Consider the following 18,751-nt stretch of genomic DNA (forward strand, 5'->3'; position numbering starts at 1 on the left):
CGGCGATGCTCCGGCGACCCCGACCGCTCTGGCACACTGCGACGCATGCCTGACGCGCCGACCGACGACGGGGACGAGCGCTCCTCGGACACCTCGAAGCTCGAGCTCCCGTCGCTGAAGCTGCCCGGCTTCGGCCGGCGGCGCGCCCGCTCCCGGAGCACGACGGGCGACGAGGTGCAGCCACGGGACGGCGGGCCGGCCGCGCCTGCCCAACCGGTCGCCCCACCGGTCGCCCAGCCGCTCACCCGGCCGGTCACCCCACCGGTCGCGCCCGCTGAGCGGGCCGCCGAGCCTGCCGAGACCGCGCCCTTCGTGGTGCGCGCGCCGGAGCCCGCGCAGCCGTCCGCCGAACCGGACGAGTCGTGGCTCGAGGACACCGCCGTCGCACCGGAGCACGGAGCCGGGCCCGGGCCGGCACCGGAGGCCCCCGGGCACCGGACCGCCCGGCGCCGGCCCCGGCTGCCGCCGCCGGCCGGCGGGGTCGCCGCGCTGGTGACCGGCGCGCTGGTCGGGCTCGCCGGCGCCCTGCTGACCTATCTCTCCCTGCGCGGCTGCGAGGCGGTGCGGGGCACCGAGTCCTGCGGCGGTCCCGGTCTGCTGCTGCTGGTCGTCATCCTGGGCCTGATGGTGCTGCTCGGCAGCGTCGTGCTGGCCGCGCTGCGCGTCTCCGAGCCGCGCGGCACGAGCCTGCTCGCCGTCGGAGTGCTGGCCGTCGTGGTCCTGCTCGTCCCGCAGGAGGCGCTGTTCTCGGCGTGGACGTTCCTGGCCGTGCCGGTCATGGGGGCCGCGGCGTACGCACTCGCCCGGTGGGTCACCCACCTGCACGTCGAGACCCCACCGGAGCGGGGTCCCGCGCACGACGTGCGCTGATCAGCCCCGGTCGGCCGCGACCAGCTCGGCGATCTGCACGGTGTTGAGCGCCGCGCCCTTGCGTAGGTTGTCCCCGGTGACGAACAGCGCGAGGCCGCGTTCCCCGTCGACACCGCTGTCCTGACGGATCCGGCCGACGAAGCTCGGGTCCTGGCCGGCCGCCTGCAGGGGGGTGGGGACGTCGGACAGCAGGACCCCCCGGTGCGGAGGCGAGGATCTCGGCCGCGCGCTTGGCCGGCAGCGCCGACGCGAACTCGGCGTTCACCGAGAGCGAGTGACCGGTGAAGACCGGCACCCGCACGCAGGTGCCAGAGACCCGCAGGTCCGGGATGTCGAGGATCTTGCGGCTCTCGTTGCGGAGCTTCTGCTCCTCGTCGGTCTCGTCGCTGCCGTCGTCGACCACCGACCCGGCCATCGGCAGCACGTTGAACGCGATCGGACGGACGTACTTCGCCGGCGCGGGCATCTCGACCGCCGCGCCGTCGTGGGTGAGCAGCGGGCCGCGGTCCCCGACCGCGGCGACCTGGCCGGCCAGCTCCTCGACGCCGGCCAGCCCGCTGCCGGACACGGCCTGGTAGGTGCTGACCACCAGCCGCACCAGCCCGGCCTCGTCGTGCAGCGGCTTGAGCACCGGCATCGCGGCCATCGTGGTGCAGTTCGGGTTGGCGATGATGCCCTTCCGCGCCAGGCGTACGGCGGCCGGGTTCACCTCGCTCACGACGAGCGGGACGTCGGGGTCCATCCGCCAGGCCGAGGAGTTGTCGACCACGACGGCACCCGCCGCGGCGTACCGCGGGGCGAGCAGCCGGGAGGTCCCGGCACCGGCGGAGAACAGCGCGATGTCCAGGCCGGCGGGGTCGGCGGTCTCGGCGTCCTCGACGACCACGTCCCGCTCGCCCCAGGTGATCATCGAGCCGGCGGACCGGGCGGAGGCGAAGAACCGGATCTCGGAGACCGGGAAGCCGCGCTCGAGCAGGATCCGGCGCATCACCGCGCCCACCTGGCCGGTGGCGCCGACGATGCCGATCCGTACGCCGCTCATCGCCCGGTCCCGCCGTAGACGACCGCCTCGACGTCCTCGGAGTCGAGGTCGAAGGCGGTGTGCGTGGCCGTGACGGCGTCGTCGACCTGCGCCTCGTCGACGATCACCGAGATCCGGATCTCCGAGGTGGAGATCATCTCGATGTTCACCCCGGCACCGGCGAGCGCGGCGAAGAAGCGGGCCGTCACCCCCGGGTGCGACCGCATGCCGGCGCCGATCAAGGAGACCTTGCCGATCTGGTCGTCGTAGAGCAGCGAGTCGTAACCGACCTCGTCCTGGATCCGGGCCAGCGCGGACATCGCGGTCTGGCCGTCGTCACGGGGCAGCGTGAAGGAGATGTCGGTGAGGTTCGTGGACGCCGCGGAGACGTTCTGGACCACCATGTCGAGGTTGACCGCGGAGTCGGCCAGTGCCTCGAAGATGCGGGCCGCCTCACCGACCCGGTCCGGCACGCCGACGACGGTGATCTTGGCCTCGCTGCGGTCGTGGGCCACGCCCGCGATGATCGCCTGCTCCATGGTGTCGTTGTCCTTCTGGTCGGTGATCCAGGTGCCGGTCAGCTTGTTGAACGACGACCGCACGTGGATCGGCATGTCGTAGCGGCGGGCGTACTCCACGCAGCGCAGGTGCAGGATCTTCGCGCCGCACGCCGCCATCTCCAGCATCTCCTCGTAGGAGATCCGCTCGCGCTTGCGGGCGCTGGGCACGATCCGCGGGTCGGCGGTGAAGACGCCGTCGACGTCGCTGTAGATCTCGCAGACGTCCGCCTTGAGGGCCGCGGCGAGCGCGACCGCGGTCGTGTCCGAGCCACCGCGCCCGAGCGTGGTGATGTCCTTGGTGTCCTGGCTGACCCCCTGGAAGCCGGCGACGATCGCCACCGCCCCCAGCTCGAGGGCCTTCTCGATCCGGCCCGGGGTGACGTCGATGATCTTGGCCTTGCCGTGCGTGCCGTCGGTGATCACGCCCGCCTGGCTGCCGGTGAACGACCGGGCCTCCTGGCCGAGGTTGCCGATGGCCATCGCCAGCAGCGCCATCGAGATCCGCTCGCCGGCGGTCAGCAGCATGTCGAGCTCCCGGCCGGCCGGGAGCGGGGAGACCTGCTCGGCGAGGTCGATCAGCTCGTCGGTGGTGTCCCCCATCGCCGAGACCACGACCACGACGTCGTGGCCGTCCCGCTTGGCGTCCACGATCCGCTGGGCGACCCGCTTGATGCCGTCGGCGTTCGCGACCGACGAGCCGCCGTACTTCTGCACGACAATGCCCACGGAACTTCCTCTGCTTCGACCGGTCGGAGGGACGGGTGGATTCTAGCGACGCGGCGCACGACGCCGGCGCCGGGCGACGGATGGCAAGACGACGGTCGCCGGAGGATTTCCGGTGCGCTGCCCGCACCGGGTGGTGCGGCAGGAGGATCTACGGCGTGAGCAGCTCGTCGGCGGCGGCGACCTGGTCCTGCTCGCTCTCGAACTCGGCGTCCAGCCGGTCGTGGGCGACCACGGACTGCAGGGCGCGCAGCACCCCGCTGGCCTCGTTGCCCCACGAGGAGACGTAGGAGAACTGCCACCACCACAGCGCCTCGCTGACCCGGCCCGCGCGGTAGTGCTGCAGGCCGTGGGCGAGCGCCGTCGCGATGCTGGTCAGGTCGTCCGACAGCAGCGACGACACGATCTCGGGCGGGTCGACGTAGGGGTCGAAGACCTCGCTGTAGGCGTCGACGCTCTCCAGGAGCACCGCGAGCCGCAGCCGCAGGGCGTCGAGGTCGGGGTCCGGGCCCGGGTCCGGCTCGTACTCGTCGGCGGGGGTGAAGTCGGAGTGCACCCCGAGCCGGCCGCCGGCGAGCAGGATCTGGCTGGTCTCGAGCAGCAGCAGCGGGATCGCGCTGCCGCCCGCCTCGCCCTGGGAGATGGCGCGCAGCGCGAGCAGGAAGCTGCCGACGTGGTCGGCGATCTGCTGCGCGAAGTCCTCGAAGTCGCTGTGCGGCTCGACCGTGGTCGTCGCCGCACCCGTGGTGATGTCGCTCATTCGACCGATCGTCTCCCTTCGAAGGCCCGCCCGAGCGTGACCTCGTCGGCGTACTCCAGGTCCCCGCCTACGGGAAGTCCACTCGCAAGTCGCGTCACGCGCAAGCCCATCGGGCGCAGCAGCCGCGTGAGATACGTCGCGGTCGCCTCGCCCTCGAGGTTCGGGTCGGTGGCCAGGATGACCTCGGTGACCACCCCGTCGGCCAGCCGGGTCATCAGCTCGCGGATCCGCAGGTCGTCCGGACCGATGCCGTCGATGGGCGAGATCGCCCCGCCGAGCACGTGGTAGCGCCCCCGGAACTCCCGGGTGCGCTCGACGGCCACCACGTCCTTGGACTCCTCGACCACGCAGATGACCGAGGGGTCGCGCCGCTGGTCGCGGCAGATCCGGCAGGTCTCCTCCTCCGCGACGTTGCCGCAGACCGCGCAGAACCGCACCCGCTCCTTGACCTCGACCAGCACCTGCGCCAGCCGGCGTACGTCGACCGGGTCGGCCTGGAGCAGGTGGAAGGCGATGCGTTGTGCGCTCTTGGGCCCCACGCCGGGGAGTCGACCGAGCTCGTCGATCAGGTCCTGGACGACACCTTCGTACATGTCCTAGAAGCCGAGCGAGAGCCCGGGACCGCCCTCCGGACCGGGCTCGCCACCGAGACCGCCGGCCAGCGGCCCCATCTTCTCCGCGGCGAGCGCCTGGGCCTGGCCGGCCGCGTCGCGGTAGGCCGCGACGATCAGGTCCTCGAGGTCCTCGGTGTCGGACGGGTCGAAGCTGTCCTTGCGGATCTTCACCCCGACCAGCTCGCCGGTGCCGTTGACGGTGACCGTCACGAGGCCGTCGCCGACGGTGCCGACGACGGTGGCCGCCGCGAGCTCCTGCTGGGCGGCAGCCATCTGCTCCTGCATCTGCTGCGCCTGCTGGAGCAGGCTGTTGATGTCGAACCCGCCGTCGCCGAAGGGGTTCTGGTTCTCAGTCATCGCGTCTCTCTCGGGTCGGTCATGGCGTCAGTCGTGCTTGATCTCTTCGATGATGCTCGCACCGAGCTCCCGCTCGAGGAGCTGCGCACCGCCGAGGGAGTGGTCGTCGGCATCGGGGTCGTCGCGGTGGGCGTGCTCGTCGGAGTCGTCCGGCGGCCCCAGACGAGGGTTTCCGGCGGGCCGGGTGTCCTGGATCGCGCCGCGCGCGGTGGCGATGGACTCCGGATCGACCGGACGGCGGGGGGCCGCTTCCGGGGCGGTCGCTGTCGGCGGCGCGGGGCGCTCCGGCGGGGCCGGCTGCTCCGCGACCGCGGGGCGGGTGACGGTGAGCGGCGGCTCGGCGCCGGGCTGGGCCGACGGGTCCACGATCGCCTCGATGCGCCAGTCGTGGCCGATCACGTCGATCGCCGCCTGCCGCAGGATCTCCTCGCTGCCGCCGCTGGTGAACGAGTTGCGGGCGCCGGCGTTGACCAACGCGACGGTCATCGTCTTGTCGTCGACCGCGACCACCTGGCCGTTCTGGCTGAGCAGGATCCAGGTGTAGCGGCGCTTGAGCTTCACCGCCTCCAGCAGGTCGGGCCACAGGCGGCGCACGTCGACGAGGCCGAGGCCGCTCGACGTACCGGCGGCGGCCGGGGCGGGCTCCGGGGCGGTCTCGACCGGCTCGACCACCGCGGACTCGGGGGCGGCCTCGGGAGCGGTATGAACCGGCTCGACCACCCGGGTCTCGGAAGCGGCCACCACAGGCTCGACCACCGGGGGTCGGGGCACCGGAGTGGTCTCGACCGGCTCGACCGCCGGGGGCTCGGGAGCGGCCACGGCAGCCTGGACCGGCCGGGCGACGGGCTGCGGGGCGGGTGCTCGGGGCGCGGCGGCGGCGCTGGGCACGCCCTCGATGGCCATCCGCTTCTCGATCCGGTCGAGGCGCGCCATCACGCCCTCGGTGCCGTGGTAGGCACCGGGCAGCAGCACCCGCGCGCAGATCAGCTCGAGCAGCAGCCGCGGCGCGGTGGCGCCCTTGAGCTCGGTCAGGCCGTCGGCGACCAGCTCGGCGGACCGGCTCAGGTCGGCCCGGCCGAAGCGCGCCGCCTGGGCGGTGAGCCGCTCCCCCTGGTCCTGCGGTACGTCGATCAGGCCGGTGGCGGGCGCGTCGGGCACGGCGGAGATGATCACCAGGTCGCGGAGCCGGCGCAGCAGGTCCTCGGTGAACCGGCGCGGGTCCTGGCCGGTCTCGATCACCTTGTCGACGGCGCCGAACACGGTGGCGCCGTCCCCGGCGGCGAAGGCGTCGACGACCTCGTCGAGCAGGGTGTCGGGGGTGAACCCGAGCAGCCCGGTGGCGAGCTCGTAGGTGACGCCCTCGGGGCCCGCGCCGCCCATCAGCTGGTCGAGCACGGAGAGGGTGTCCCGGGCGGAGCCGCCGCCGGCGCGGACCACCAGGGGCAGGGCGGCCGCGTCGACCTCCACGCCCTCCTTGGTGCACAGCTCGCGCAGGTAGTCCGACAGCGTGCGCGGCGGGATCAGCCGGAACGGGTAGTGGTGGGTCCGCGAGCGGATGGTGCCGATCACCTTCTCGGGCTCGGTGGTCGCGAACACGAACTTGAGGTGCTCGGGCGGCTCCTCGACGAGCTTGAGCAGGGCGTTGAAGCCCTGCGGGGTGACCATGTGCGCCTCGTCGATGATGTAGACCTTGTAGCGGCTGCTCACCGGGGCGAAGAACGCCCGCTCGCGCAGGTCGCGGGCGTCGTCCACGCCACCGTGGCTGGCCGCGTCGATCTCGATGACGTCGATCGAGCCGGGGCCGCCCCGCGCCAGGTCGGTGCAGGACCGGCAGACCCCGCACGGGTCGTCGGTCGGCCCCTGCTCGCAGTTGAGGCAGCGGGCCAGGATCCGGGCGCTGGTGGTCTTGCCGCAGCCGCGCGGGCCGGAGAACAGGTAGGCGTGGTTCACCCGGTTGTTGTTCAGGGCCGCGCGCAGCGGCGTCGTGACGTGCTCCTGGCCGATGACCTCGGCGAACGTCTCGGGCCGGTAGCGGCGGTAGAGGGCGAGCGGTGCTTCCACGCCTGAACCCTAACCAGCCGGTCCGACAGCCGGTAGGGCGCCGTCCGGCCGGGGACGGGGCCGGTCACCCGCACGGCGTCCGGACAGCGAAAGGCCCCCCCGCGCACCCGACAGAGCTCACTGACCCTTGCTGCCTTCCGGCCCTGGGGGAGTTGGGCGAGATATCGCCGCACGGGGGGTTGCCCAGGAGTCTAGGTGAGAGCGCCGGAAGGGCCCAAGTCGGGGGGGATTTCATCTCCACCGGTCCCGACCGGTAGCCTCTCCGGCGGAGGATTCGCCTAGTGGCCTATGGCGCTCGCTTGGAAAGCGGGTTGGGTTAACGCCCTCAGGGGTTCGAATCCCCTATCCTCCGCCAGGCAGCTGGGTCGACCAGCACGAACGCCGGCCCGAACCCGAGGGAATCCCCCGGGGTCGGGCCGGCGTTCGGCCGTCCGGCTCAGGCGCAGACGGGCTCCGGACGGACCGCGGTGCGCTCGCCGAGCTTGACCGCCACGACGCCGGCCAGGATGAGCAGGCCGCCGAGCAGCTGCGCGGGCCCCGGCAGCTGGCCCAGGAGCAGCCACGCGAAGCCGACGGCGGCCAGCACCTCGAGCAGCGCCACGAACGACGCCAGCCGGGACCCGAGCCGGCGCCCGGCGCCGATCCCGGTCGTGTAGGCCAGCGCCGCCGTGACCAGGCCGAGGACGACGAGCGGGACCCACCAGGCGACGGCCCGGTCGGCGTACGCCGTGGCTGCGGTGCCGGCCCGCATCGGCAGCAGACCGGTCAGGCCGAGCAGCCCGAGCGCGACCGTGCCCACCACCAGGCCCCCGCCGGCGAGCACCAGGGGCGGCAGTCCGTTGTCCTCGTCGGCCGAGATCACGAAGTAGCTCGCGGCGCCGACCATGGCGCCGAGCGACCACGCCACTCCGGGCAGGCTGACGTCGGCGCCGGCCAGCACACCGAGGACCAGCACCAGGCCTCCTGCGGCCAGGACGGCACCGAGGACCGTCACCGGCCCGGGCCGCTGGTCGTGCCGCAGCCAGAGCCAGCCGACGACCGCCGCCGGGGCGGTGTACTCGATGAGCAGGGCGGGTGCGACCGGCATGTAGGACACCGCTGCGAAGAAGCAGAACTGGGCCGCGGCGACGGCCAGGAGCCCGTAGGTGACCACCAGCCGGGCGTTGCGGCGCAGCAGCCCCCACCGTCCGCCCAGCGCGCGGAGCCCGAACGGGACGACCACGAGTGCGGCCAGCCCCATCCGGACCAGGACGATCGCGCCCGGGCTCCAGCCCGTGTCCAGGAGCCCGCCGGCCAGCGCGCCGGACATCCCGAAGGACACGGCCGACAGCACCGCCAGCCCGAGACCGGCGGCGGTCCGGGAGCGCGGCGCGCCACGGGTCCCGGCCCGCACCGCGGCGTCATTGGCGAAAGAACTCATGGCATGTGACGTTAGCCGCGGGCCGTGTAACATGTCAACATGGTTTTTGCACATGACACGGAGGAGGCGCTCCGGTCCGCCGTGTGGCTGGCCAACAGCGGGCTGCCCCCGGACACGCTGACCACGGTCGCGCAGCTCGACGCGTGGTTCGGTGCCTACTCCTACACCGGCCGCCGCGACGGCACGCCGGAGGAGCTCGAGGCGGTCCGCGCGCTCCGGCCGCTGCTCCTCGAGGTCCTCACCAGCGACCTCGAGCGGACCGTGGAGCTGGTCAACACGATGCTCGTCGAGGCGCACGCGGTCCCCCGGCTGGTCCGGCACGACCAGTTCGACTGGCACGTGCACGCGACGCCCGCGCAGGCCGACCTGGTCACCCGGGTCAAGGCCGAGACCGGGATGGCGATGATCGACGTCGTCCGCGCCGGCGAGCTGTCCCGCCTCGGGGTGTGCGCGGACGACGAGTGCGAGGGGGTGGTCGTCGACCTGTCCCGCAACCGGTCGCGGCGCTTCTGCAGCACGCTCTGCGCGAACCGCAACGCGGTGGCCGCCTACCGCGCCCGGCAGGCCGCACCGCGGTGAAACGGCGGCGCCCCGGTGGGGGGACCGGGGCGTCGTCGCGTGGTGCCCACCCCCTCCCCGGGGCAGGCACCCTCTGCTCGGCGACCGGACCGGGGGGAAATCGGGCCGACGGGCAGAGCAGGGACCGGCCACGTGGGGGGCTTCGGGCGGGTCCCGGGGCCATGGAGGCCCTTTACCCAGGATGACCTCCGACGGTTCCCCTCGACACTGTCGATGCGACAGACTTGGGCCGCGGGGGTTGTCCGGGCGCACAAGGAGTCACGCTGAACCCTCGCCTGCAGCGGGTCGTGCTCGACCTGCTCGAGGACTTCCCCGTCGACCGGGTCGTCGACGAGGCGGTCGCGCAGGTGCGGGCGGAGGTGCCGGCGTTCCGCACGCTGGACTCCGAGCGGATGCGGGCAGACATCGCCGGGGCGATGTCGCTGGCGGTCGCGTCGGTGCGCGACGGCGTCGACCGGGACGGCCTGGAGGGTGACGCGCTCCGGGCGATCGGCGCGGTGCGCGCCGAGGAGGGCGTCGACGTCGACGCGATGCTCGCCGGCTTCCGGATCGTCGCCCGGGTCACGATCGACACGATGCTGGAGATCGCCCGCCAGCGCGGCGTGGACTCGATGGCGTCCCTGGAGCTGACCCGGGCGGTCTGGGTGCACTGCGACGACGCGGCCGCCGCGCTGGCCGCCGGTCACCGGGCCTGGACCGAGTCGCCGGACCGGCGTGCCGTGACCTCCACGCAGGCCGCCCTGCGCCGGCTGGTCCGCGGGGACCTCACCGACGAGCTGACGGCCGAGGCGTGCGCCGAGCTCGGGCTGGACGTCGCCGGCAGCTACTGCGTGGTGCTCGCCGGCAGCGGGGACCACCCGCTCAACCCGGCGCTCGCGGGACGGCTGCTGGCGTCGTACGACGACACGACGGTCGAGCGGGTCGTCGGCGTGGCCACGTCCCTGACCGGCGAGTCCTGGGGCTGCCCGGTGGGGTACGGCGACCGGGTGCCGGTCCGCGACCTGCGCGCCTCGTTCCACGGGGCGCTGCTGGCCTGGGAGATGGCCGAGGCCTTCGGGCTCGACGAGCCGCAGCACGCCGACGACGTACGCCTGCTGCGCGCCGTGCACCTGCTCCCCGAGATCGGGGACGCGTTCGTCGAGCAGTGCTTCGGCCACCTCGACGAGGCCCGCCAGGAGGCCCTGCGCGCGACGCTGCACGCCTGGTTCGCCGCCCAGGGCAGCACCGACGCGGCCGCCGAGGTCCTGTTCGTGCACCGCAACACGCTGCGCTACCGGCTGCGCTCGTTCACCGAGTCGACCGGGCTCAGCCTGGACCGGCCCGAGGACTCGTTCGCGGTCTGGTGGGCGATGCGCCGCCTCGACGAGCAGCGTCGTCACCCGGAGGTCTAGACCAGTTGGGGTGCCGGGTCGGCGCACCCGTCCGAACCGGCGCGCGGCGCGAATGTGCCTATGGCGCAGATCACACGGTCTGCCGACCCACGACTCGCTCGAAGGGATCTCACATGAGCGACACATCCCGACGCCGCTTCATCGGCGTCGCGGGGGCAGGTGCGGCAGCCGCAGGGGCCACCGTCCTGGTGCCCTCCGCAGCCTCCGCAGCCCAGACCCGCCTGCACGGCAAGGCCGCCACGTCGCCGATCGTCGCGTTCGTGGCGGACGGTTCCTCCGACGAGGTGACCCTCATGGTCGACGAGCGCGAGGTCGTCGTGCACGACCGGGACCTCGTCAACCGTCTTCGCAACGCAGCAGGGAGCTGACCCACATGTCCTCACACCGCGAAGCACCGGAGATCTCCAAGGACCCGGTTGCCGACAACACCGACGTCTACGCCTTCGTCAGCCCGAAGAAGCCGACGCACGTCACGCTGATCGCGAACTTCATCCCGCTGCAGAAGCCGGACGGCGGCCCGAACTTCTACGAGTTCGGCGACGACGTGCTCTACGAGATCAAGATCGCGAACAAGGGCAAGGCCACCGCGGACGTGGTCTACCAGTTCCGCTTCCACACCGAGATCCGGAACAAGAAGACGTTCCTCTACAACACCGGGCGGATCAACTCGCTCGGCGACTCCCAGTGGAACCGTCCCCAGTTCTACTCCGTGACCCGGATCAAGAACGGCCGCAAGACCGTCCTCGGCCGCGACCTGCGCTGCCCGCCGGTCAACGTGGGGCCGCGCAGCACGCCGAACTACGAGGAGAGCCTCGGCAGCCCCGCCCGGCACCGTCTCGGCATGCGCACCGTGTTCGCCGGCCAGCGCGCCGAGGGCTTCCACGTCGACCTGGGCGCCATCTTCGACCTGGGCACCCTGCGCCCGTTCGCCCAGGCGCACCTGGTGCCCTCGGCCGAGGCGATGGACGGGGTGGACTCCACCAAGACCTACAACGTGCACACCATCGCGATCGAGGTGCCGATCAGCGAGGTCAGCCGCTACGGCAACAAGCCCACCGACGCGATGGCGCCGGGCGCGGTGATCGGCGTCTGGGCGACCGCGAGCCGCCGCAAGTCGCGCATCCTGAACGCCAAGACCGGCAAGACCGAGGGCCACGGCCCCTGGCAGCAGGTCTCCCGCCTGGGCAGCCCGCTGTTCAACGAGGTCATCGTGCCGATGGCCGAGAAGGACAAGTGGAACGTGGACTCCCCGTCCGGCGACAAGGCCTACGCGAAGTACGTCAACCGCCCCGAGCTGGCCGGGCTGCTGCCGGTGCTCTACCCGGGGGTGTTCCCGAACCTCGCGAAGTACACCAAGCCGCGGGCGGACCTGAACGCGATCCTGCTGACCGGCATCCCGAGCGGCGTGGTGCCCGGGTTCCAGAACTACACCGGACCGGTCGAGTCGGACATGCTCCGGCTGAACGTCGCCGTCCCGCCGACACCGATGGACCGGGCCAACCCGCTGGGCCTGGTGGCCGGGGATCCCGCCGGCTACCCCAACGGGCGCCGGGTCGTCGACGACACGACGACCATCCAGCTGCGGGCCATCGCCGGTCTCACGATCCCGCTGGTCGACAAGTCGTTCACCCCGGACGGCGCGACCAGCAAGGTCACGGACGGTACGACGAACGAGAACCCGGCCTACAAGGACCACTTCCCGTTCCTGGGCGCTCCGAACGGTGGGTACGAGACCAAGCCGGGCTCGTCCATGACCACCTCGTCACCGTGACCGAGCACCTGCACCAGCACGGCCACGAGCACGGGCACACGCACGGGCCGGGTCACGTCGACGCGGAGAACCCCTTCGCGGGACAGGGCTCGGTGCTGCTCGACATCGGGGACGACGTCGGGGCGCTCGTCGTCTCGACGCCGGCCTCGATGGTCGGCGTCGAGATCGAGATCCGGCCCGCCGGTGGGGACGTCCACGGCCACTACCCGCACGTCGCGGTGGTGGCCCGTCCGGTCGGGGACGAGCTGGTCCCCTCGCTCGTGTACGGCGACCTGACCGAGGGCTCCTACGAGCTCTACGAGAAGGGCGGCGGGCCCGTCCGGCTCACCGTCGAGGTCAAGGGCGGCTCCGTCACCGAGGCGGAATGGCCCTAGGCCGTCCGGGTACCGGTTCCTCGGAGGTGGACGTCCCACGGGGGGCGTCCACCTCTGCCGTTCCCGGGGCCCGCGGGGTTGTTCACGAGTTCGCCACACATGGACGCCGATATTTCTTCTCCCTGTCACACGGGGTAACGGTCCCGTCGCATGGCTCGCGCACCCTGGACTGGTCAGCAACCGACCTTTTCCCGGGGGACCCACATGACCGCCGCCATCGCCGAGAGCGCCGAGACCGCCACCACCAGCCGCACCCGCGGGCCCGCTCCGCGGTCCGCGATGACGCTGGTCGACGCGAGCTACGACGCCGAGAAGGCCAAGGCCGAACGGCTCGCCGCGGCCGCCCAGCGCCGGGCCGCCGCCCGCGCCCGCGACCTCACCGCCCTGCTCCGCGACCGGCCCGACCTCGCCGGGGTGCACGCCCCCGCGGACTTCGCCGTCGACGCGGTCCGCTGGTGCGCCTGACGTAGCGCGGCCGCGTCGGGCAGAGTGGCGTCGTGGACGAACGCCCCTCCGGCCCGAGGTCGGCCCTGCTGCTGCTCCGCTTCCTCGCCGAGCTGGCGATGCTCGGCGCCCTGGCCTGGGGCGGCTGGAACCTCTCCGGCAGCGACCCGGTGTCGCTGGTCGCGGCGGTGGCCCTGCCGGTCGCCGGCGCCCTGGTCTGGGGCCGCTGGGTCGCGCCCCGGGCGGCGCACCGGCTGCCCGACCCCGCCCGGGCCGGCGTCGAGCTGGTGCTGTTCATGGCCGCGTTCGTGCTGCTCACCCGCTCCGAGCCGCAGCCGGACACGCTCGGCTGGGCGCTGGCGATGCTGCTGCTCTACCTGCTCAGCATGCCCGCACGCCGGCTGCGGGTCTGAGGCTCACCGGCGACGGCCGACCCCGAAGACGCCCCGCACGATCTCGCGGGCGGCGGTGCGCACCAGGTCCCGGGCCATCGGCGACCTCAGGATGTCCTGCACGGTCCCGGCGTCCTGCTTCTTCCGCGAGGGCGCCCGGGTCGTGCCGGTCGGGTAGTCCAGGTGGTCCTCACCCGTCCTCGGCGCCGGCTTCCCGGCGCTCGCCGTCTTCTCCTTCTCGGCAGCCGCGGCGCCCGCCTCCAGCCGTGCCGCGAGCCGCTCCCGGGCCGAGTCCCGGTCGACCGCCTCGGCGTACTTCGGGGTCAGCGCGGAGGCCGCCACGCTCGCGGTCATCGCCGCCGGGTCGGCCGGCCCCATCCGCGACTCGGGGGCGCGCAGCCGGGTCCAGGCGACCGGGGTGGGCGCACCGCGCTCGTTCATCACCGTCACCACCGCCTCGCCGATCCCGAGCGAGAGGATCACCGTGCCGAGGTCGGCGTAGGACGAGGTCGGGTAGGTGTTCACGGTCGCCTTCAGGGCCTTCGCGTCGTTCGGGGTGGCCGCCCGCAGCTGGTGCTGCACCCGTGACCCGAGCTGAGCCAGGATCTCGTCGGGTACGTCGGTCGGGCTCTGGGTCACGAAGAAGACGCCCACGCCCTTGGAGCGGATCAGCCGCACGGTCTGGGTGATCGCCCGGAGGAAGTCCTTGGAGGCGTCGGCGAACAGCAGGTGCGCCTCGTCGAAGAAGAACACCAGGCTCGGCTTGTCGGGGTCCCCGAGCTCGGGGAGGTCGTGGAACAGGTCGGCGAGCAGCCACATCAGGAACGTGGAGAACAGCGCCGGACGGTCCTGCAGGTGCGGCAGCTCGACGAGCGAGATCAGGCCGAGGCCGGAGGCGTCGGTGCGCAGCAGGTCGCGGGTGTCGAACTCCGGCTCGCCGAAGAACGCGTCGGCGCCCTGGTCCGCGAAGCCGATCAGCTCGCGCAGGATCACCCCCGCGGTCGAGGACGACAGCCCGCCGAGGTCCTTCAGGTCGCCCTTGCCCTCCTCGGAGGTGAGGAAGGAGACGACCGCGCGGAGGTCGGCGAGGTCGAGCAGCGGCAGCCCCGCCGCGTCGGCGTAGTGGAACACCAGGCCGAGCGAGGACTCCTGTGTGTCGTTGAGACCGAGCACCTTGGCCAGCAGGGTCGGGCCGAAGGACGTCATGGTGGCCCGCAGCGGGATGCCGGTGCCCTCGCCGCCGAGCGCGAGGAACTCCACGGGGAAGCCGGTCGCGGCCCACTGCTGGCCGACCGAGGCGGCCCGCGCGGAGACCTTCGGGTTCTCCTCGCCCGGGGTCGACAGCCCCGACAGGTCGCCCTTGATGTCGGCGGCGAACACCGGGACCCCGTGCGCGGAGAGCTGCTCGGCGAGCAGCTGCAGGGTCTTGGTCTTGCCGGTGCCGGTCGCGCCGGCCACCAGGCCGTGCCGGTTCAGCATCGCGAGCGGGATCCGGACCCGCGCGTCGGAGAGCCGGTCCGCGTCGAGCAGCAGACCGCCGAGCTCCAGGGCCGGCCCTTCGAAGGCGTACCCCGCGGTGACGGCGGCGAGGATCGGGTCCGGCTCTGCTGACGGGGCGGTCACTCCCGCACCCTACCGAGCCCCGCGGGGCCGCGCCTTATGCTTGCCAGCGTGATCTTCAAGCGCGTCGGTGACGGCAGGCCGTACCCCGACCACGCCCTCGCCCCGCGGGACTGGGCCGCCCTGCCCCCGCGCCAGGTGCGCCTCGACGAGCTGATCACCACCAAGGACACCCTGCAGCTCGCCGCCCTGCTCGACGAGGACTCGACGTTCTTCGGCGACCTGTTCGCGCACGTCGTGGAGTGGCACGGCGAGCTCTACCTCGAGGACGGCCTGCACCGCGCGCTGCGGGCGGCCCTGCAGCAGCGCCACGTGCTGCACGCCCGCGTGCTCGTCGTGGAGGCCTGATCGCCGTGGCCCACCGTCACCTCACGACCGGCATCACCCTGCTCGTGCTCGTCGGCATCCTGGTGGTGGGGGTGGTGCTGGGCTCCAAGTCCCTGTTCGCGCCGCTCCCGGACAGCGGCCAGGCGGCCGGGAGCCCCTCCCCGACCTGCGCCACGCAGGTCGTGAAGAAGGGCCAGCGGATCCGCTCCACGCAGGTCCAGGTCAGCGTCTTCAACGGCGGCACCCGCTCCGGTCTCGCCGACGAGACGCTGCAGTCCCTGGCCAAGCGCGGGTTCACGGCCGGCGACACCGGCAACGCCCCCTCCGGCACCAAGGTGCGGCGGGTGCGGGTCTTCACCACGACCAGGAACGACCTGTCCGCGACGCTCGTCGCCCGGCAGTTCGGCCGCAGCACCAAGGTGGTCGTCACCGACACCGACCTCGGCCCCGGCGTCGACGTGGTCGTCGGCAACAAGTTCGCCAAGCTCGCCAAGGCCCGGCACGTGCTCACCGTGCGGAAGAGCTCCTCGGTGTGCGTCCCGGTCCCCAGCGCCTCGCCCGCCGGCTAGGCCCGTTCGCCACCGAGCCAGTCGGCCAGCCGGCCGCGCAACGACACCGCCCGCAGCCGCGCCTCGGTGGCCTCCCGGCACCTGCGGGGGGTGACCACCAGCATGTCGTCGCCGCGGCGCAGCACGGTCCGCTGGTCCGGCACCAGCGTCAGCCCGTCACGGACGAGCAGGGACACCGAGGCGCCCACGGGCAGCCGGAGCTCGCCGACCTCGACGCCGTGCAGGCGGGACTTGCGGGTGATGTTGATCTGCAGCAGGTCGGCCGCGATCCGCTCCAGCGGTGCGGCCTCGACCTCGATGTCGCGCGGCTCGCCACGCACCGTGACCCCCAGCCGGTCGGCGACCCACGGCAGCGTCGGGCCGGTGAGCAGCGTGTAGATCACCACCATCACGAAGACGATGTCGAACAGCTCCTCGCCGCCGGCCACGTTCTCGGCGAGCGGGATCGTGGTGAGCACGATGGGTACGGCGCCCCGCAGCCCCGCCCAGGACACGAAGACCTGCTCGCGCACGCTCATCCGGTGCGCCCACGAGCAGGCGATCACCGAGAGCGGCCGGGCCACCAACGTCAGCAGCAGGCCGGCCAGCGCCGCGACCACCACGTGGTAGACCGAGATCCGCTCGGGGGACACGAGCAGGCCGAGCATCACGAACAGCCCGATCTGCGCGAGCCAGGCGACCCCCTCGGAGAAGGACCGGGTCGCGGCGCGGTGCGGCAGCTCGCTGTTGCCGAGCACCAGCGCCGCCGTGTAGACGGCGGCGAACCCGGACGCGTGCAGGGCCGCCGTACCGGCGTAGGCGAAGATCGCCAGGGTCAGCACCGCGATCGGGTACAGGCCCGAGGACGGGAGCGCCACGCGGCGCATCAGCCAGGCGCCGCCGAAGCCGACCGCGAGGCCGGCCACCACGCCCATGGCCAGCTCGTAGGCCACGATGCCGACGAAGCCCAGCACGCCGTGGTCCAGCGCCGCGCCGGTGCTCACCAGCGACACCAGCAGCACGGTCGGCGCGTCGTTCAGGCCCGATTCGGCCTCGAGGGCGCCGGTGATCCCGCGGGGCAGCGGGACGCGGCGCAGCACCGAGAACACCGCGGCCGCGTCGGTCGGCGACGTCACCGCACCGAGCAGCACCGCGAGCTGCCAGTCCAGGCCGAACAGGTAGTGCGCACCGAGCGCCATCACGGTCACGCTCACCCCGACGCCGACCGTCGCCAGGGAGACGCCCAGCCGCATCGCCGGCCGGATCTCGGCCCAGTGGGTCGTCAGGCCGCCCTCGGCCAGGATCAGCACCAGCGCCGTGGAAGCCCAGCGCGTGCGCGACGTTGGCGTCCTCGAACTGGATGCCCAGCCCCGACTCGCCGAGCAGCACGCCCATCATCAGGTAGATCAGGAGGCTGGGCAGACCGACGCGGACCGAGACCCGGACGGCGAGGATCGCCACGAGCATCACGACCGCGCCGACCAGCAGGACCATGTCCATCTGGTGCGCGTCGAAGCTCACTGTCACCTCGGCTTCGGCAGGGGGCGGGTGCTCATCCTAGTGTCGGGTGACGCAAGCGGCCGCCCTCGCCGGGGGATGGACAAGGACGGCCGCGACCGTGGCGAGCGGGGTCCGCTCGGGTGACCACCGTCCCCCTTCGCGCACACGAGACGCCATAGTCCGATGGGACGGTCTGCCCGGGCATCCGGCCGCACGGCTAGCGTGGGGCGATGCCTTCCCTTCTCGCGATGCAGTCGGTGGCCAGCCGGGCGAACGTCCCGCCCTTCCACGTGATGGACCTGCTCGCGGCCGCCGCCGAGCGGGGCCGCACGCACGGGGACCTGCTCAACCTGGTCGCGGGCCAGCCGTCGACGCCCGCACCCGTCCCGGTGCGCGACGCCGCGCGGCGGGCGCTCGACGAGCAGGTGCTCGGCTACACGGTGGCCCTCGGCATCCCGGAGCTGCGCGAGGCGATCGCCGGGCACCACGCCCGGATGCACGGCCTGTCCGTCGACCCCGCGGACGTCGTGGTCACGACGGGCTCCTCCGGCGGCTTCCTGCTCGCGTTCCTCGCGGCCTTCGAGGCCGGCGACCGGGTGGCGATCGCGCGCCCCGGCTACGCCTGCTACCGCAACGTGCTCACCGCGCTGGGCTGCGAGGTCGTCGAGCTGCCGGCCGGTCCCGGCTCCCGCTTCCAGCCCACGGTGGCGATGCTGGAAGCCCTCGACGAGCCGGTGCAGGGACTGGTCGTGGCCAGCCCCGCCAACCCGACCGGAACGATGCTGGCGCCGGCCGAGCTGGCCGCGCTGGCCACCTGGTGCGAGGCGCACGGCGTGCAGCTGATCAGCGACGAGATCTACCACGGCATCGAGTACGCCACCCCGATGCAGCACGCCTCGGCCTGGGAGACCTCCCGCGAGGCCGTGGTGTTCAACTCGTTCTCGAAGTACTTCTCGATGACCGGCTGGCGGATCGGCTGGATGCTCGTGCCGGAGCGGCTGCGGCGGGCGGTCGACGTGCTGACCGGCAACTTCACGATCTGCCCGCCGGTGCTGTCCCAGCACGCCGCCGTCGCGGCGTTCACCGACGCGTCGTACGCCGAGTGCGACGGGCACGTCGCGCGGTACGCCGACAACCGCCGGCTGCTGCTCGACGGCCTGCCCCGGCTCGGGATCGACCGGCTGGCACCGGCCGACGGGGCGTTCTACGTGTACGCCGACGTGGGGCACCTGACCGACGACTCGATGGCGTTCTGCCACCGGCTGCTCCGCGAGACCGGCATCGCCACGGCGCCCGGCGTGGACTTCGACACCGAGGTGGGCAACCGGTTCGTGCGGCTGTCGTTCGCGGGCGCGACCGACGACGTGGCCGAGGCCCTGGTCCGGCTGGAGGACTGGCTCCCGCCGGCCTAGCGGACGG

General features: G+C 73.0%; 18 protein-coding genes, 1 tRNA gene, 1 other RNA gene and 2 pseudogenes. 12 read left to right on the plus strand and 10 right to left on the minus strand.

The window, feature by feature from the left end:
* Positions 1 to 45 precede the first annotated feature (45 nt).
* Positions 46 to 870, plus strand: coding sequence for a hypothetical protein (locus KRR39_RS18835; protein ID WP_216938987.1), 825 nt, complete (start codon positions 46 to 48; stop codon positions 868 to 870).
* Here KRR39_RS18835 and KRR39_RS18840 read toward each other — a convergent pair.
* The 7 genes and pseudogenes from KRR39_RS18840 to ffs all read right to left on the minus strand — a co-directional run bounded on the left by KRR39_RS18840 (position 871) and on the right by ffs (position 7,148).
* Positions 871 to 1,912: pseudogene (locus KRR39_RS18840) on the minus strand (aspartate-semialdehyde dehydrogenase).
* Complete coding sequence (locus tag KRR39_RS18845; RefSeq protein ID WP_216938988.1) at positions 1,909 to 3,177, minus strand: aspartate kinase; 1,269 nt, start codon at positions 3,175 to 3,177, stop codon at positions 1,909 to 1,911. The pseudogene KRR39_RS18840 and the gene KRR39_RS18845 overlap by 4 nt, the downstream one beginning before the upstream one ends.
* A 148-nt stretch (positions 3,178 to 3,325) precedes the next feature.
* A complete protein-coding gene (locus KRR39_RS18850; RefSeq protein ID WP_216938989.1) occupies positions 3,326 to 3,934 on the minus strand; it encodes a DUF5063 domain-containing protein in 609 nt (202 codons plus the stop codon).
* Positions 3,931 to 4,527, minus strand: coding sequence for a recombination mediator RecR (gene recR, locus KRR39_RS18855; protein WP_216938990.1), 597 nt, complete (start codon positions 4,525 to 4,527; stop codon positions 3,931 to 3,933). Before recR ends, KRR39_RS18850 begins: the two co-directional genes overlap by 4 nt.
* 3 nt (positions 4,528 to 4,530) lie before the next feature.
* Positions 4,531 to 4,905 (minus strand): YbaB/EbfC family nucleoid-associated protein, encoded by a 375-nt coding sequence (locus tag KRR39_RS18860; protein WP_216938991.1) that lies wholly within the window; start codon positions 4,903 to 4,905, stop codon positions 4,531 to 4,533.
* Positions 4,906 to 4,932: 27 nt separating this feature from the next.
* A complete protein-coding gene (locus KRR39_RS18865; RefSeq protein ID WP_216938992.1) occupies positions 4,933 to 6,966 on the minus strand; it encodes a DNA polymerase III subunit gamma and tau in 2,034 nt (677 codons plus the stop codon).
* A gap of 89 nt (positions 6,967 to 7,055) precedes the next feature.
* Positions 7,056 to 7,148, minus strand: an RNA gene (ffs, locus tag KRR39_RS18870) — signal recognition particle sRNA small type.
* 85 nt (positions 7,149 to 7,233) lie between these two features.
* Between ffs and KRR39_RS18875 the strand changes: the two genes are divergently transcribed.
* Positions 7,234 to 7,321: transfer RNA gene (locus tag KRR39_RS18875), tRNA-Ser, on the plus strand.
* An 81-nt stretch (positions 7,322 to 7,402) separates the two neighbouring features.
* Here KRR39_RS18875 and KRR39_RS18880 read toward each other — a convergent pair.
* The gene (locus KRR39_RS18880; RefSeq protein ID WP_216938993.1) at positions 7,403 to 8,386 is read right to left on the minus strand and encodes an EamA family transporter; all 984 of its coding nucleotides are present in this window, start codon (positions 8,384 to 8,386) and stop codon (positions 7,403 to 7,405) included.
* A gap of 39 nt (positions 8,387 to 8,425) precedes the next feature.
* On the opposite strand from KRR39_RS18880, the gene KRR39_RS18885 reads away from it, so the two are divergent.
* From KRR39_RS18885 to KRR39_RS18915, 7 genes are all read left to right on the plus strand, one after another.
* A complete protein-coding gene (locus KRR39_RS18885; RefSeq protein ID WP_216938994.1) occupies positions 8,426 to 8,965 on the plus strand; it encodes a CGNR zinc finger domain-containing protein in 540 nt (179 codons plus the stop codon).
* Between the two features lie 287 nt (positions 8,966 to 9,252).
* Complete coding sequence (locus tag KRR39_RS18890) at positions 9,253 to 10,356, plus strand: PucR family transcriptional regulator (protein ID WP_216938995.1); 1,104 nt, start codon at positions 9,253 to 9,255, stop codon at positions 10,354 to 10,356.
* Between the two features lie 113 nt (positions 10,357 to 10,469).
* Complete coding sequence (locus tag KRR39_RS18895) at positions 10,470 to 10,724, plus strand: twin-arginine translocation signal domain-containing protein (protein WP_216938996.1); 255 nt, start codon at positions 10,470 to 10,472, stop codon at positions 10,722 to 10,724.
* 5 nt (positions 10,725 to 10,729) lie between these two features.
* The gene (locus KRR39_RS18900) at positions 10,730 to 12,127 is read left to right on the plus strand and encodes a DUF4331 domain-containing protein (RefSeq protein WP_216938997.1); all 1,398 of its coding nucleotides are present in this window, start codon (positions 10,730 to 10,732) and stop codon (positions 12,125 to 12,127) included.
* On the plus strand, positions 12,124 to 12,501 hold the full coding sequence (locus KRR39_RS18905) for a hypothetical protein (protein WP_254185261.1): 378 nt from the start codon (positions 12,124 to 12,126) through the stop codon (positions 12,499 to 12,501). Before KRR39_RS18900 ends, KRR39_RS18905 begins: the two co-directional genes overlap by 4 nt.
* 204 nt (positions 12,502 to 12,705) lie before the next feature.
* Entirely contained in the window at positions 12,706 to 12,966 is a 261-nt protein-coding gene (locus tag KRR39_RS18910; protein ID WP_216938998.1) for a hypothetical protein, read from the plus strand.
* Between the two features lie 32 nt (positions 12,967 to 12,998).
* Positions 12,999 to 13,358 carry a YrdB family protein gene (locus KRR39_RS18915; protein WP_216938999.1) on the plus strand — a complete coding sequence of 120 codons (360 nt, stop codon included), beginning with the start codon at positions 12,999 to 13,001 and terminating at the stop codon, positions 13,356 to 13,358.
* A gap of 3 nt (positions 13,359 to 13,361) precedes the next feature.
* On the opposite strand, the gene KRR39_RS18920 is transcribed toward KRR39_RS18915, so the two are convergent.
* A complete protein-coding gene (locus KRR39_RS18920; RefSeq protein WP_216939000.1) occupies positions 13,362 to 14,960 on the minus strand; it encodes a helicase HerA-like domain-containing protein in 1,599 nt (532 codons plus the stop codon).
* A 48-nt stretch (positions 14,961 to 15,008) separates the two neighbouring features.
* Between KRR39_RS18920 and KRR39_RS18925 the strand changes: the two genes are divergently transcribed.
* Both KRR39_RS18925 and KRR39_RS18930 read left to right on the plus strand, forming a co-directional pair.
* The gene (locus KRR39_RS18925) at positions 15,009 to 15,305 is read left to right on the plus strand and encodes a type II toxin-antitoxin system VapB family antitoxin (protein WP_216939001.1); all 297 of its coding nucleotides are present in this window, start codon (positions 15,009 to 15,011) and stop codon (positions 15,303 to 15,305) included.
* 5 nt (positions 15,306 to 15,310) lie between these two features.
* Complete coding sequence (locus tag KRR39_RS18930) at positions 15,311 to 15,853, plus strand: LytR C-terminal domain-containing protein (RefSeq protein ID WP_216939002.1); 543 nt, start codon at positions 15,311 to 15,313, stop codon at positions 15,851 to 15,853.
* Here KRR39_RS18930 and KRR39_RS18935 read toward each other — a convergent pair.
* A pseudogene (locus tag KRR39_RS18935) lies at positions 15,850 to 17,332 on the minus strand (potassium/proton antiporter). The gene KRR39_RS18930 and the pseudogene KRR39_RS18935 sit on opposite strands and share 4 nt — an antisense overlap.
* A gap of 230 nt (positions 17,333 to 17,562) precedes the next feature.
* Between KRR39_RS18935 and KRR39_RS18940 the strand changes: the two are divergent.
* Positions 17,563 to 18,744, plus strand: coding sequence for a pyridoxal phosphate-dependent aminotransferase (locus tag KRR39_RS18940; protein ID WP_254185262.1), 1,182 nt, complete (start codon positions 17,563 to 17,565; stop codon positions 18,742 to 18,744).
* Positions 18,745 to 18,751 lie beyond the last annotated feature (7 nt).

The organism is Nocardioides panacis (assembly GCF_019039255.1).
Classification (GTDB): domain Bacteria; phylum Actinomycetota; class Actinomycetes; order Propionibacteriales; family Nocardioidaceae; genus Nocardioides_B; species Nocardioides_B panacis.